Raw genomic sequence first — 13960 nt, 5'->3', positions numbered from 1 at the left:
GGTACTATCGAAGGGCTCATTACAATTTATTAACATAAGATCAGTAACAACCAGAAGCGCTCGAAGGAGAGGTTAATGGAAAGCAAAGTAGTTGTTCCGGCGGAAGGTAAAAAGATCACCCTGCAAAACGGCAAGATTAACGTTCCTCACAATCCGATTATCCCGTTCATCGAAGGTGACGGTATCGGTGTAGACGTTACCCCGGCGATGCTGAAAGTGGTTGATGCCGCTGTTGAGAAAGCCTACAAAGGCGAGCGTAAAATTTCCTGGATGGAAATTTACACCGGTGAGAAATCTACTCAAGTTTATGGCCAGGACGTCTGGCTGCCAGCAGAAACGCTGGACCTGATCCGCGACTACCGCGTTGCTATTAAAGGCCCACTGACGACGCCAGTTGGCGGCGGTATCCGTTCCCTGAACGTGGCACTGCGTCAGGAGCTGGACCTGTACGTGTGTCTGCGTCCGGTTCGTTACTATCAGGGCACCCCAAGCCCGGTTAAGCACCCTGAACTGACCGATATGGTTATCTTCCGCGAAAACTCAGAAGACATCTACGCGGGTATCGAATGGAAAGCGGACTCTGCTGACGCAGAAAAAGTGATTAAATTCCTGCGCGAAGAGATGGGCGTGAAGAAGATTCGCTTCCCTGAGCATTGCGGTATCGGCATCAAGCCATGCTCTGAAGACGGTACTAAACGTCTGGTGCGTGCGGCCATCGAATACGCGATCACCAACGACCGTGACTCTGTGACTCTGGTTCACAAAGGCAACATCATGAAGTTCACCGAAGGGGCGTTCAAAGACTGGGGCTACCAGTTGGCGAAAGAAGAGTTCGGCGGTGAGCTGATCGACGGCGGCCCGTGGCAGAAGATCAAGAACCCGAACACCGGCAAAGAGATCATCATTAAAGATGTGATCGCCGATGCGTTCCTGCAGCAGATCCTGCTGCGTCCTGCAGAATACGACGTAATTGCCTGTATGAACCTGAACGGTGACTACATCTCTGACGCCCTGGCTGCTCAGGTTGGTGGTATCGGTATCGCCCCTGGCGCGAACATCGGTGACGAGTGCGCCCTGTTCGAAGCGACCCACGGTACTGCACCTAAATACGCGGGCCAGGACAAAGTGAACCCAGGCTCTATCATCCTGTCCGCAGAGATGATGCTGCGTCATATGGAATGGTTCGAAGCCGCAGACCTGATCGTTAAGGGTATGGAAGGCGCGATCAACGCGAAAACCGTAACCTATGACTTCGAACGTCTGATGGAAGGCGCTAAGCTGCTGAAATGCTCAGAGTTTGGCGACGCGATTATCGCGAACATGTAATCCAGATTCTGGGTTAAACAAGAGCGGGGGCCTGAGGGTTCCCGTTTTTTTTGCCTCTGCCTGCGGGAGACAACACGATGTTAGCCACCGTCCTTATCGCTGTCGTTGCATTCATCCATCTTTATATTCTTGTGCTGGAAATGTTCCTGTGGAATACCAAAACAGGGCATAAGGCCTTTAATCTGCGTCCTGATTTTGCGCGCGAGACCCGCGTGCTGGCCGCGAATCAGGGGCTGTATAACGGTTTTCTGGCGGCTGGTCTGCTCTGGAGCCTCTGGCTCGGGGAAAAGGGGATTCAGGTGGCCATCTTCTTCCTGGCCTGCGTGCTGATCGCCGGCCTCTTTGGCGCAGCCACCGCCAGCCGAAAAATTTTGTATGTACAGGCCGCGCCTGCTCTCGCAGCGCTGCTTGCGTTACTCATCTGAAGCAATGCTTTGGTTGAGATTAGGCGTCCGATATACTGATGGCTTTACCCGTAAAAATTAGCGACGAGACAGTTATGAACAACGATATCCCACTGAAATATTATGACATTGCCGATGAGTACGCGACGGAAGCCGCTGAACAGGTCGCTGAGTCAGAGCGCGACGCGCTGGCACATTATTTCCAGCTGCTGCTCACCCGTTTATCGAATAATGAGGAGATTAGCGAGGAAGCCCAGCAGGATATGGCCACTGAGGCCGGGATCCGTGCGGGTCGCGTTGATGATATTGCGAACTTCCTCAATCAGTGGGGAAATGAATAGTCTGCTTCAAAAACCGTTATGCTGATGCTTTGCGATACAGCTCAGCATCACGCTATCGGACCACATGCATTTTTTCCGCAGAATATGCGAAGCGGGAGCGTCGATAAACAGCGCGAAAATAACGGTCAGACAAAAGAGTACCAATGGGAATAGTAAGGATAATTTCACGTTTTTAACCAAAATATGAGTGTGCTTCAGGGTAATCTACCGGCTGAATGTGACGACTATATGTTTTTGCGTAAAAAATAGAAATGCCCGACTGGAAAAAAACGGACGCGCAAGGCTTCGGGTTACGGTGCGACCCCGGTGAGTCGCTTCGCCAGCTCGCTTCGGGTGAGTGCTTTTGAAAAATACCATCCCTGAATCAGCGCATCGGGATATCTGCTTGCAATAAAGCGATATTGAATTTCATTTTCCACACCCTCGAAAACAAGCGTTTTATTCAATCTTGCAAGGGCATCGCTGAAGATTACAAAGATGTTTTGCTTATAATGCTCGCTAATGCCGTCCACCAGCGACTTATCAATTTTGATTTCATCATATTCAAGCAGCGACAGGCGGGCGAGATTGGAGTTTTGCACGCCAAAATCATCTATTGATATTTTAACGCCGAGCGATTTCAGCTCCTGACAGAATCCCTCGAGGATATCTGCCGTGGAAACGGCTTTCTCAGAAAGTTCGACCTTCATCAGGGAAAGGGGAAGGTGATTGGCAAAACACGCACGACGCAAAATGGTAATGAACTGTCCATCTTCAATTTCCTTGTGCCCAACGTTTATTGAGACTATCAGCTGGTGTTTTATCGCCAGAGGGGCAATTTCGGAAAGGGATTTTTCGATAATATTACTGTAATATTTTTTATACAGACCGATCTTCTTAATTAATGGGATAAACAGCTCCGGAGAGACGTCCCCGTGTTTTTGGTCGCGCCATCTCGACAGAACTTCTACACCCACGATTTTTTGATCGTGAATGCGAATAATGGGCTGATAGTTAACGCTGATGGTATTCGTGAGGACGGCTTTTATCAGCGTACGTTCCAGAGAAAAACGGTCTTCATAGATACGGAAGATAAATAACGTTATCGCAATCCAGATAAAACAGAGAATAACCGCAAGAAGCGCAAAGATAAACGGAGGTAGCGAGGCCAGCCCGGCGTCGTGATGCTTCACGATGACGCACAGGTCCCAGAAGGCGCTGCACTGTGTCAGAGTCAGGGTAAACAACGTCGAATGCAGCCAGCTCTGCTGATTTAGCTTCGTGGCGGCCGAAAAAAAGACTCTGCCGAAGTCTTTGGTGGTAGCACTAAGCGAATAGCTTGCGGTGACCGGGGTGAATTTATCGTAAGCATAGCGGGAGGTGAAGATAATAATATTATTATAAATTGCCGCATTGCCCGTGAAAAAGTCTTTTCTCGAAAACTGGGCCAGGAGAAAGCCCCTCGGCGTTTTATGCAGTTCTGCAGGAAGTGCAACGGGCGTCGCGAGTTTCCCCCAAAAAGCGGTACAGACTATTTTTCCCTTCTCAATAAAGCCGATATCGGCAAAATAAAGATTATTAAGCTTAATTTGTCTGTAGCGATCGAGGCTGGTTTTATCGCATCCCTGCGTCGTGATGCTTTTGAGACCCAGCGCCACGCTTTGGGACACGTCTTCTGAATAATGTAAAAGGGTACGGGATATTTCACGCTGTTTGCTCTTCTGCTGACCAATGATTACAGCATTGACCGCATAAAGAGACAGGAAGACCAGAAGCGTCGAAACGATAGCAATGGCAATGAGCTTTTTCATTTTCCAGATATCCAGTCCGCTCCCTGATTTCCCAAATCTTAACACAGCCAGGGCAAGGAACAAGCCTGATAGTCACGTCATGTGAGTAAATGCCGGCAGGTGAACTCATACGAAAGTATCAGTTTTTTAAGACAATTCTCAGCTAAGCTATTTTCATTGTTATAAGCAATACCGGGTTAGCACAGGCTCTTCTACCAGAACATCCATGCTTGTTTTTTCTATTAAGGAAAACATCGTGCGCAACGTGATGATCCCTATTCTTAGCGCTTTGTTTCTTTTTCTGAGCGGCATTTTGATTATTAACTGGCAGCTATGGCAGATGGCGAAGCTGAGTAATAGCCATACCGCCACGGCCAGCACCCAAAAAATAGAAAACATTCTGGCTGAAGCCGTCAGTGCGGCCAGCGCGGCAAAGCGCGTTGCGGCCGAAGGGTGTACCAGTAGCGGACAGCTGGCGCTGGGGACAGAGGCAGCGCTAAAACCGCATCTGCGAGCCATCATGATCGAGCTGCAGGGTAAAATCATCTGTACTTCCCTTCCCGGGAATGGCGTGTTGATTATTCATCCTGAGACGTTACCTGCCGAAAAATTGATGCTGTTACCCGGCAATCGACTGGTGAACGGCATTCCGGTGCTTATCTTCCAGATGCCCATCGCGGGAGGGCGCGTCATTGTCAGCATCAGTGACGCGCATTTGCAGGACGTCATTGCAAGCGCATCGAACAGCGTGGATCTGGGGCTGGTTGTCGGCGAAAGCATGCTTGTTCGCAACGGCGATGTGAGGGGCTGGAAAGCGGCCTCCTGGACGGGGGCGCTTACGGCGTCAACGCTATTTCCTTTTAGCCTGACCTGGCAACCTCCTGCCTTTTTTAGCCTGACGCGGCTTTTGCAACAGGGATGGAGCCTGATACTGCTTATTCTCGCGCTATCGGTGGCGGTAGGCATTTTGATCCGTCGATACAAAGGGAAAAGCACCTCATTTGAAGACGATTTGCGTAAAGCGATTTTGCAGGGGGAGATCGAGCCTTATTACCAGCCGATCGTGAACGGCGATACTGGCGGGCTGTACGGCGTTGAGGTCCTGGCAAGATGGAAGCATCCAAAGTCAGGGTTTATCCCGCCGGATGTCTTTATTCCAATTGCCGAACGTAGCGGGTTGATTATCCCGCTGACCAAAGGATTGATGGCGAAAGTGGTGACCCAGCTTAAGCCGCTTTTGCCTAAGCTACCGGACGGGTTTCATATCGGGGTGAACATCAGCGCCAGACATATTAATGCGCCTTCATTCATCGGTGACTGTCGCGTATTCGGGAACGGGTTTCAGGGTAAAGAGGTCAAACTGGTTCTCGAGGTGACCGAGCGTGAACCGCTGATCGATAATCCTCACCTCGTGGAGAACCTTAACATGCTGCATAACGCCGGCTTTGTTATTGCCCTGGATGATTTTGGTACGGGTTATTCCGGGCTGTCATGCCTTAATGCGCTTGCCATTGATTATATTAAAATTGATAAAAGCTTTGTGAACCGGGTTTCAGAGGAAAAGGACTCAACGATCCTGCTGGACTGCGTCATTGACCTGGCGAAAAAACTCTCTTTGCGCATTGTCGCTGAAGGCGTAGAAACAAAAGAGCAACTGGAGTATCTCAACCGTAATGAGATAACCCTGTTACAGGGATATTATTTTGGTAAGCCCGTCTCCTATATCGATTTTATTAAAGTCATTTTATCTAAACCCAGGGAGACCGTTAGTTTGTAAAACGAAATAAAGACGAGCTTCTGTTGTATGCTTAAGTGCAATTCATTTTCCTCTTATCCCGAGCTTTGTTACAGTGACAAGAGTTGTCAGCCAGGGATGTCAGGCGTGATAAGGTGGAAAAGCTCGTGCATGTGAAAAATACTTTTTACACAACAACCATTACCGTCATCATTGTCTCATTGATCATCTCGCTGTCGCTTGCCGTCCAAATTGCCACGTCCAGACAGCAGTCAATTCAGCAAATTAATACCAGCGTTGCTAACCTGAGCCATACCCTTGATGTCTACACCGAGGGGATCATGCGCCAAAGCGAAATGTTAATTACTACCGTTTCCGACATAATCGAAATTTATGGCATGACGCCGCAACAGGCGACCAATATTCAGCGGATGATAAATAATCAGGATAATCTTCTTACCCAGATTAATAATGTGGTTGTTTACGACGCTCAGGGCGATATCTTTACCGCGCTGCATGAAACTTTTACAGGCCCACGCAAAGGATCGGACAGGTCATTTTTTATCTATCACAAGGAAAATAAAAATCAGCAGATTTTTATTGGTGAGCCCGTGGTAAGCAGAACCAATGGCAAATGGGTCATTACCATTAGTCGTCGCCTTGAAACCCACACCGGGGCATTTAACGGTGTCGTGGTGGTGACGCTGGGTATCGAGAATTTTCTCGCGCTTTACGGGCAGATTAATATTGGTCACCTGGGCGTCATTGGCTTAACGACGCAATCCGGCGTGCTGCTGGTCCGTCACCCCTTTAAAAATACCTACGTCGGCACGATTTTTTCTGATTCACCCCTCTTCAGGAAATACCTAAAGGTACAGAATACCGGGATAGCCAGTTCCGTTTCGCGGTTTGATAAAATCGAACGCATTTACGCCTATGAGAAAAACCGACGCTACGGGCTGGTGACCACCGTGGCCGTCAGCATTGATGAAGCCCTCACACCGTGGCGCAAGCAGGCTATTCAGCTGGCGCTGCTCATTTTCGTTTTCACTGCGATACTTATCGTCGCGTCATACTTCCTGTATTCCGACTTATCCAGAAAAACCAGAGATAATAAGGCGCTGAAGATTATCGCTTCCGAGGATGCGTTGACCGGGCTGTATAACCGTCGCATTTTTGATGAAAGAATCCTCTCGGAAATCGCGACTTGTGCCGCGCATGACGCAGCAATTTCGATACTGATTGTGGACGTGGACTACTTCAAAAAATACAACGATAACTACGGCCATCCGGAAGGGGACCGGTGTCTGACGCTGCTGGGAAACAGTCTCAGGGAGAGCCTTACCCGTGATAATCAGATTGTGGCGCGCTACGGCGGAGAGGAGTTTGCGCTGATATTGCCTGATACGGATATTCAGGAGGCGCTTCGACTGGCGCAGACGATCATTCGCAACGTGTTCTCCCTGCAAATCGCGCATGATTTTAGCCCCTTCGGGCGGGTGACGGTAAGCGTCGGGATTTCTACCGCGCGTGCGGTCGACATCGCGGGCAGCCAGCAGAATATTATTATTGCCGCTGACCAGGCGCTCTACCAGGCAAAACGCGCGGGACGTAACCGGTACGCGTTTGTTGGGGTATGAACAGAAAAAAAAGCCCACTCAGGAGTGGGCAAGAAATACTGGAAGCAATGTGAGCAATGTCGTACTAAATACCTGAGTGTTACGCTCAACTATTCAGTGTTGAGAAAGATAATCTTTCTCAACAAAAGATGCAACCCCACAGTTTATGCGGCTGGACCTTTTTGTTGATGAATAATTGCGCACTCTCTCATTGTGATGCCTATCACAAATTTCCTTTCTGAAATCCTGTGCTATTCTTTTTTGTGTCGTTGATTTAATGACAAAAACCATACAGAGAGGAAAGTTATGGGAATTTTATCCTGGATTATCTTTGGGCTTATTGCGGGTATTCTGGCGAAGTGGATCATGCCGGGCAAAGATGGCGGTGGGTTTATCGTCACCGTAATACTGGGTATTATCGGCGCGGTAGTCGGCGGCTGGATCAGTACGCTGTTCGGTTTTGGCAAAGTCGATGGCTTTAACTTCGGCAGCTTTGCCGTCGCGGTCATCGGTGCGCTGGTTGTTCTGTTTATCTACAGAAAAATCAAAAGCTAAGGCTTACAAGCGTGAAAAAAGGCTGCCAGATGGCGGCCTTTTTACGTAGTGGCGTTTACCACCAGCCAAGCTGCGTGCCGGCAAACGCCGCGATGGCAACGATCAGCATAACGAGGGTCGTTTTTCTCATTTATGCCCCAGGCGCCGCGTAACCACCGACAAAAAACCATGCTAAAAAAATCACCGCCGTTATAAAAATAACGACCGGGAAGAGGATCCCTATTCTCATATCATCACCTGTTTCGGTTTTTGTAACGCCGTAGAGTGTACGGGGTTAATCCATAGTGAGAAAGCGTGTTTTGCTTTTTCCTTTCTTATCCTGATACATCGCGACATCCGCATCGCGTAATGCGCCGTCCGGATCGGTTACCCGAGGGTCCACTTCGATAACGCCGACGCTGGCTCCGGGGTAAATGAGGTTGACGCTACCCAGCCAGTATTCACCGGCAATACAGGCGCTGAGGCGCGTTTTGAGCAGCGTGACCTGCGCGTTATCTCCTTCGCTGTGGGATGTGCTCAACGACGCCACCAGAAACTCATCGCCGCCCAGCCGGCCAATGATATCGTCCTGCTGTTTTTCTTCCGTCATACGCTTGCCCACTTCAATCAGGAACTGGTCGCCAGCCTCGTGGCCGTAGCGATCGTTAATCAGCTTGAAATCATCCAGATCGATGAACGCGATGACGGTGTTACGTTTAAGATGCCGCGCCAGGGAAAACAGCGTGGTCAGATCTTCAAAAATGGCGCGACGGTTGGGTAAACCGGTAAGGGCATCCGTGTAAGAGTGCGCGATGAGGGCCGCATTGGCTTCGCGAAGCTGGGTTACCAGCGACTCTTTCTGAATGGACTGGGCAATCAGCCCGGCGAATAACTTCAGGACCTGTTCACCGCGCTCGCTAAGCGGCTTTCTGGCCGTGCTGGTGGCACAAAGCGTTCCGTAGAGTGAACCATCCGCAAGATGGACAGGAATACTCATGTAGGTCGTAATGCCGAGCGCTTTCGCCGCCTCGCACTCCGGCCAGCGTTCGGGAACGTCGTTGCTGAATACGATATCGCTATCCAGCGCGCGCTTGCACAGTGTTTCATCCCACGGGAGGCTCAGCCCCTCAGGAATTGTCATCTGCTTGCTGTTGCGGGCGTAGAGGATATGCTGCAGTCGGGCTTCGATATCTACCTTGGTGAGGTAAGTCGACTCCATGTCAGTCACAATCTCCAGCATCTCCAGCAGCTGGCGAACGAGACCTTCAAGGGATTGTTCAGTGGCGAGGGTTTCTGAAACACGGGCAAGGATAATATCCGACATGACGTAGAATGACTCCCAGGCAGAAGACGTCTGCATCTGCATGTTATGCTGAGTTTTTAGACTTCAGGCATAGTAAAACATGAATATAAAAAATTTAATATATGCAGGGAGAGGGCAGCAGCAGAGAAAAAAAGGCCCCGTTGTTGAGACCGGGGCAAAGACATCTTGATTACGGAATGATGTTCTCTGGTCATATCGAGAACATGCAACACTATAGTGTTGAAAAGTGCAGTTAAAATGGAGAAATCATGGAGAAAGCGGCGATGACCCGTTACCCTTAGACTGTCATGATGTCACGAGGATCAATGAGATGAGATTTCTGCTTCTGGCGCTGGCGCTTCCCCTGGTGGCCTGCACCGCAAAAACAACCCCACCCGATGCCCCGAAACCACCGCACGCTATCGGTATGGCGAACCCGGCCTCCGTGTACTGCCTGGAGAAAGGCGGGGAACAGATCCCGGTTCAAAGCCCGCAGGGCGTACGCACGGAGTGCAAACTACCGGGGGGCGAAGTGATTGATGAATGGACGCTCTACCGTCGCGATCGTCCGCAACCCACCAGGTGACAGACGTATATTGCCTGCGATACACTTCTCTTTAGGATTATTCTTAGCCAGTCCCTGGCTACCGTTACCGTGAGAGAAGTATGTTTCAGCTTAAACCGGGCAGCATGGCGATGATCATCGGTGCCCGCACGGCGTCAGGCCGTCGCAATATTGGTAAATCTGTTGAGCTGTTTGGCCTGTGTCAGCCCGGCCTGCGTTTCGTTAACCCGGTCAACGGCGTGATGACGCAATTACCCGCTACCGCCGATCGCGCGCTTTGGCTGGTGACAGGTGATGTTTACGCCTTTGACAATCAGCACGGCTTTGCCTTTGTCCGCGCCGAACATCTGATGCCGCTCACCCCCGATGAAGCGCCGCAAATGCTTGACGAGCTGGCGATCGGCTGATCAGAGATGGCGCAGCCAGTCGGCTAATACCAGGGCGTGATTCTGCTTTGTGTCTTTTGCAGCGTAGAGCAGGGTGACGGTCTGCCTGTTCGCCAGCGTCGCCAGACGCATTCCCTCGTCAGCATGCTGCGCCAGCTCTTCCCTATAGGCCTTAATGAAGGCGGCGAAATCAATGGTTTCGCTATGAAAGGCCTTACGTAATTCATTCGAGGGCGTGAGTGCTTTACACCATTCATCATAGGCGAGGTCCGTTTTTTTAATCCCGCGCGGCCACAGCTTGTCCACCAGCACCCGATAGCCGTCGTCCGGGCCAGCCTGCTCGTATACGCGTTTGCATTGAATCATAATTCCACCCTCCCAATTTAAGGTATTGTGATAATTGCAGAAGATCGGTAGTCTGAGGTTCCTTATGTTATCTGATAATACTCTGGCATAAGGAACCTTTCATGGAACACCTCCCGGTTAAAACGACGCTGCGCATTGCGCTGGTTGGCGATTACAATCCCAGTGTTATTGCGCATCAGGCGATCCCGCTGGCGATTGACGACGCCGCCGCAGTCCTTGACCTCACCGCCGATTACGACTGGCTTGCCACCACGGAGCTGACGAGCCCTGAAGATCTGGTGGGCTACGATGCCATCTGGCTGGTGCCTGCCAGCCCCTATAAAAACACCGAGGCGGCCTTTATCGCCGCGCGCTACGCCCGTGAAAACGGCGTACCGTTCCTGGGCACCTGCGGCGGATTCCAGCACGCGCTGATTGAGTATGCCCGCAATGTGTTGGGCTGGGCCGATGCGGCACATGCCGAGACGGATACCGAAGGCACCATGGTGATTGCGCCGCTGACCTGCTCGCTGGTGGAAAAAACCGATGCCATTGAGCTGCGCAAAAATACGCTGATCGCGAAAGCGTACGGCAAGCCGGAAATAGAAGAGGGTTATCACTGTAACTATGGCGTGTCGCCGGCGTTTTCCCAGGCGCTGGAAAGCGGTGATATGCATGTTACGGGCTGGGACGAACAGGGGGAAATTCGCGCCGCAGAACTGGTTACGCACCCGTTCTTCGTGATCACCTTATTCCAGCATGAGCGTGCCGCGCTGGAAGGCCGCCCGGTCGTGCTGGTGCAGGCGATGCTGCGCGCGGCTCGCGGGTAGGAAAAGGCAGACCCGATGGTCTGCCAGAGTCTTTAACGGGGCGCGATCTCGCGGTCTCGCCCGGCAAGCACGCCGCAGAGCGCCATTATCACGGCGGCCAGAGCGCAGCCCAGAAGCGGGATTTGCCAGTCTCCCGCGCTATCGTGAATTTTCCCCATCAGCGGAGGGCCGCAGGCGGCGAGCAGATAGCCAATCGACTGCGCCATGCCGGACAGCGCCGCAGCCTGGTGCGCGGAGCTGGCGCGCAGACCGATGAACGTCAGGCCGAGGATCATCGTTGCTCCAGAGCCAAAGCCAAACACCAGCGTCCACATCACCGCCATGTCAGGCATAAACCATAGCCCCGCCGCGCTTACCGCGCACATCAGCGCCACCGCGCCGGCGATCCCCCGCTGGTCTTTCAGACGGTGGAGGATCAGCGGAACGGCAAGCCCCGGCACGGCCGTGGCCAGCTGCAACAGTCCGTGCACCGAGCCGGCCTGCGCTTCGCTGTAGCCGTGGCTGAGCAATATCGCCGGCAGCCAGCCGATGATGACGTAGTAAATCAGCGAGTTAATCCCCAAAAAGAGCGTTACCTGCCAGGCGAGGGCCGAGCGCCAGATGGCGCGGTTATGCAGCGCGCCAGCGCCCGTTACCGTCGCAACGTGTTTCTGGCGCCACTGCGGCAGCCAGAGCAGCAGCGCGACCAGCGGAAACGCCATTAGCATCAGCAGCGCGCCATGCCAGCCTGCGCTACCCTGCGCCAGGGGAACAATCATCGCTGAGCCAAACGCCGCCGAGACGCCCATCGTCAGGGAATAGGCCCCGGTGAGTCGGGCTACCTGGCCCGGGAAGTCACGCTTAATTAATCCGGGTAACAGCACGTTCCCGAGCGCAATTCCGCAGCCGATGACCGCGGTTCCGATGAAAAGCAGCGCGGCGGAAGGCAGCGAGCGAAGTGCAATTCCGGCGCAAATCAGCAGCAGGGCGACAAACAGGCTGCGCTCCATGCCGATACGTCGGGCAACGCCTGCGGCGAGCGGCGAGACAAGGGCGAAAGCCAGCAGGGGCAGGGTAGTCAGCAGACCGGTTTGCGCCGTGCTTAAGCCATAATCAAGACGAATAGTGTCGAGCAGCGGAGCTGCGCCGGTAAAGGTGACGCGAAGCGTAGTGGCAATCATCAGGATGCCTGCAATCAACAGCGCGCCGTGTTTTCCTGAGGTGCGAATAGCAGTAGTCATTATGTTCTCATACGTTCAAGCGAGCGCACACAATACCGATTTTCGCGGCGGTTTAAATCAGGCTAAAATGACAGTTTATCGCTAAAATCGGACAAACTGATGATTGGTCTGGGACTGGACGGCTATGATCCCGATAGCCAGCACGACGCGGCCGTCGCATTTCGCATCCGCGTGGTGGCGGAGGAACAGTATATTCCCCGGCATCATCACCGTAAGGGGCAGCTGATTCTGGCCCTCGGCGGCGCGATCACCTGCGAAGTGGAAAATGCCATGCTGATGGTTCCGCCCCAGTACGCCGTCTGGATCCCCGGCCAGATGCCGCACAGCAACAGGGCCACCCCGGGCGCGCAGCTCTGCTTTTTGTTCATTGAACCGGGGGCGGCAAGCTTGCCCGACCGCTGCTGCACCCTGAAAATCTCCCCTCTGGTGCGGGAGCTGATTTTATCCCTGGCGGAAAAATCGCGTGAACAACTCTCTCTTGCGGCCACGTCGCGCCTGGTAGACGTTCTGTTTGACGAGCTGCCGCTCCAGCGTCAGGAGCATCTGCAGCTGCCCGTCTCGCCCCATCCTAAAATTCGGCTGATGAGCGAGAAAATGGCGGAAGAGCCCGCCGCCTGGCAGACGCTGACGCAGTGGGCGAGCCACTTTGCCATGAGCGAACGCAACCTGGCGCGGCTGGTAGTGAAAGAGACCGGTTTAAGCTTTCGCCGCTGGCGTCATCAGCTGCAGCTGATCGTGGCGTTACAGCATTTGATCGGTGGGAAATCGGTACAGCAGGTGGCACAGACACTCGGCTACGACTCTACCACCGCGTTTATCACCATGTTCAGAAAGGGACTGGGCCAGACGCCGGCGCGTTATATGGCCAGCCTGACTACGACTTCCCGATAAACAGAGAGACAAGGCCAGCCGCAATCAGCGGCCCCACAGGAACGCCGCGAAAGAGCGCCACGCCCAGCACGGTGCCCACCAGTAGACCCGCCACCAGCGAGGGCTGGCTGCTCATCAGCGTAACGCCGCGCCCGCCCAGCCACGAAACAAAAATCCCCACCGCGATCGCCACCAGCGATTTCCAGTTTACAAACGAGTGCAGCAGGGTTGAGGCGGGAAGCGTGCCGCTGGCGATGGGCGCCATTACCCCGATGGTTAAAATGATGATCCCGATGGTGAGGCCCTGTTTTTCTATCCACGGGAAGAAGGTATTTAACGGGGTCACGCGAACAATAATCAGCACCAGAATTGAGATGGCGACGGTGGTGTTATGGCTGACAAAGCCGAGCGCGGCGAGTGCCAGAAGAATGAGCAGAGTAGGGTCAAACATAGGGAATCCTTGCCAAAATAATCAACTTGCTTACTGTACGCGCAAACGCGGCGGAGGACAGTTTTAAAAAGATTATATTGCTGTCATAACCTTGTCATTTACGCGGATTAAAAACGAAGGCAGATATCGCAAAAGGGGTCGCCATCATGAACGATCACATGTTTGTTGAAACGCTGATTATCTCCTCATCGTTTTTCGCTATTGCCATTATTCTCGTCGCCTCCGTGCTGTTTCTGGAAAGAAAAGGCTGACAGGGGCGTCA

The 13960-nt window shown here is 52.6% G+C and carries 17 protein-coding genes; 11 read left to right on the top strand and 6 right to left on the bottom strand.

The features are described from left to right. Nucleotides 1–75 precede the first annotated feature (75 nt). From icd to SPH27_RS05765, 3 genes are all read left to right on the top strand, one after another. A complete protein-coding gene (gene icd, locus SPH27_RS05775; protein ID WP_032657958.1) occupies nucleotides 76–1326 on the top strand; it encodes an NADP-dependent isocitrate dehydrogenase in 1251 nt (416 codons plus the stop codon). A gap of 77 nt (nucleotides 1327–1403) precedes the next feature. After that, on the top strand, nucleotides 1404–1751 hold the full coding sequence (locus tag SPH27_RS05770) for a DUF1304 domain-containing protein (RefSeq protein WP_047061595.1): 348 nt from the start codon (nucleotides 1404–1406) through the stop codon (nucleotides 1749–1751). Nucleotides 1752–1825: 74 nt separating this feature from the next. Continuing rightward, nucleotides 1826–2071: a DUF2543 family protein gene (locus tag SPH27_RS05765; protein ID WP_058840812.1), complete on the top strand. Its 246-nt coding sequence runs from the start codon at nucleotides 1826–1828 to the stop codon at nucleotides 2069–2071. Nucleotides 2072–2361: 290 nt separating this feature from the next. Here SPH27_RS05765 and SPH27_RS05760 read toward each other — a convergent pair whose 3' ends face one another. Beyond that, nucleotides 2362–3861 carry a cyclic diguanylate phosphodiesterase gene (locus SPH27_RS05760; protein WP_182071140.1) on the bottom strand — a complete coding sequence of 500 codons (1500 nt, stop codon included), beginning with the start codon at nucleotides 3859–3861 and terminating at the stop codon, nucleotides 2362–2364. A gap of 235 nt (nucleotides 3862–4096) precedes the next feature. On the opposite strand from SPH27_RS05760, the gene SPH27_RS05755 reads away from it, so the two are divergent. The 3 genes from SPH27_RS05755 (at nucleotide 4097) to SPH27_RS05745 (ending at nucleotide 7749) form a co-directional block, all read left to right on the top strand. Then, nucleotides 4097–5617 carry a cyclic diguanylate phosphodiesterase gene (locus tag SPH27_RS05755; RefSeq protein ID WP_182071141.1) on the top strand — a complete coding sequence of 507 codons (1521 nt, stop codon included), beginning with the start codon at nucleotides 4097–4099 and terminating at the stop codon, nucleotides 5615–5617. A 113-nt stretch (nucleotides 5618–5730) separates the two neighbouring features. After that, a complete protein-coding gene (locus SPH27_RS05750) occupies nucleotides 5731–7215 on the top strand; it encodes a diguanylate cyclase (protein WP_404995702.1) in 1485 nt (494 codons plus the stop codon). Nucleotides 7216–7500: 285 nt separating this feature from the next. Further along, nucleotides 7501–7749 carry a GlsB/YeaQ/YmgE family stress response membrane protein gene (locus tag SPH27_RS05745; RefSeq protein ID WP_006174788.1) on the top strand — a complete coding sequence of 83 codons (249 nt, stop codon included), beginning with the start codon at nucleotides 7501–7503 and terminating at the stop codon, nucleotides 7747–7749. Nucleotides 7750–7879: 130 nt separating this feature from the next. Here the strand turns inward: SPH27_RS05745 and SPH27_RS05740 are convergent, their stop codons facing one another. Together SPH27_RS05740 and SPH27_RS05735 are read right to left on the bottom strand one after the other, a co-directional pair. Next, nucleotides 7880–7978 carry a YoaK family small membrane protein gene (locus tag SPH27_RS05740; protein ID WP_029739841.1) on the bottom strand — a complete coding sequence of 33 codons (99 nt, stop codon included), beginning with the start codon at nucleotides 7976–7978 and terminating at the stop codon, nucleotides 7880–7882. Between the two features lie 45 nt (nucleotides 7979–8023). After that, complete coding sequence (locus SPH27_RS05735; RefSeq protein WP_182071283.1) at nucleotides 8024–9052, bottom strand: sensor domain-containing diguanylate cyclase; 1029 nt, start codon at nucleotides 9050–9052, stop codon at nucleotides 8024–8026. 310 nt (nucleotides 9053–9362) lie between these two features. Between SPH27_RS05735 and SPH27_RS05730 the strand changes: the two genes are divergently transcribed. Beyond that, the gene (locus SPH27_RS05730; RefSeq protein ID WP_069302658.1) at nucleotides 9363–9617 is read left to right on the top strand and encodes a DUF333 domain-containing protein; all 255 of its coding nucleotides are present in this window, start codon (nucleotides 9363–9365) and stop codon (nucleotides 9615–9617) included. A gap of 80 nt (nucleotides 9618–9697) precedes the next feature. Next, nucleotides 9698–10003, top strand: coding sequence for a hypothetical protein (locus SPH27_RS05725; RefSeq protein ID WP_023311247.1), 306 nt, complete (start codon nucleotides 9698–9700; stop codon nucleotides 10001–10003). Here the strand turns inward: SPH27_RS05725 and SPH27_RS05720 are convergent, their stop codons facing one another. Continuing rightward, on the bottom strand, nucleotides 10004–10348 hold the full coding sequence (locus SPH27_RS05720; protein WP_096151194.1) for a DUF488 domain-containing protein: 345 nt from the start codon (nucleotides 10346–10348) through the stop codon (nucleotides 10004–10006). Nucleotides 10349–10449: 101 nt separating this feature from the next. Between SPH27_RS05720 and SPH27_RS05715 the strand changes: the two genes are divergently transcribed. Then, nucleotides 10450–11157, top strand: coding sequence for a CTP synthase (locus tag SPH27_RS05715; protein ID WP_048975694.1), 708 nt, complete (start codon nucleotides 10450–10452; stop codon nucleotides 11155–11157). A 32-nt stretch (nucleotides 11158–11189) separates the two neighbouring features. Here SPH27_RS05715 and SPH27_RS05710 read toward each other — a convergent pair whose 3' ends face one another. After that, entirely contained in the window at nucleotides 11190–12377 is a 1188-nt protein-coding gene (locus tag SPH27_RS05710) for a CynX/NimT family MFS transporter (protein WP_048975693.1), read from the bottom strand. 99 nt (nucleotides 12378–12476) lie between these two features. Between SPH27_RS05710 and SPH27_RS05705 the strand changes: the two genes are divergently transcribed. After that, nucleotides 12477–13268, top strand: a complete 792-nt coding sequence (locus tag SPH27_RS05705) for an AraC family transcriptional regulator (RefSeq protein ID WP_047061599.1) — start codon at nucleotides 12477–12479, stop codon at nucleotides 13266–13268. On the opposite strand, the gene SPH27_RS05700 is transcribed toward SPH27_RS05705, so the two are convergent. Continuing rightward, entirely contained in the window at nucleotides 13252–13698 is a 447-nt protein-coding gene (locus SPH27_RS05700) for a DUF441 domain-containing protein (RefSeq protein ID WP_024908579.1), read from the bottom strand. The genes SPH27_RS05705 and SPH27_RS05700 overlap by 17 nt on opposite strands. A 146-nt stretch (nucleotides 13699–13844) precedes the next feature. On the opposite strand from SPH27_RS05700, the gene yoaI reads away from it, so the two are divergent. Then, nucleotides 13845–13949, top strand: coding sequence for a small membrane protein YoaI (gene yoaI, locus SPH27_RS05695; protein ID WP_087822389.1), 105 nt, complete (start codon nucleotides 13845–13847; stop codon nucleotides 13947–13949). Nucleotides 13950–13960 lie beyond the last annotated feature (11 nt).

This window comes from Enterobacter sp. A103 (assembly GCF_034427535.1).
GTDB lineage: Bacteria > Pseudomonadota > Gammaproteobacteria > Enterobacterales > Enterobacteriaceae > Enterobacter > Enterobacter asburiae_B.
Note: the sequence above shows the minus strand (reverse complement) of the source record. Positions and strands in the feature narration are given on the sequence as shown.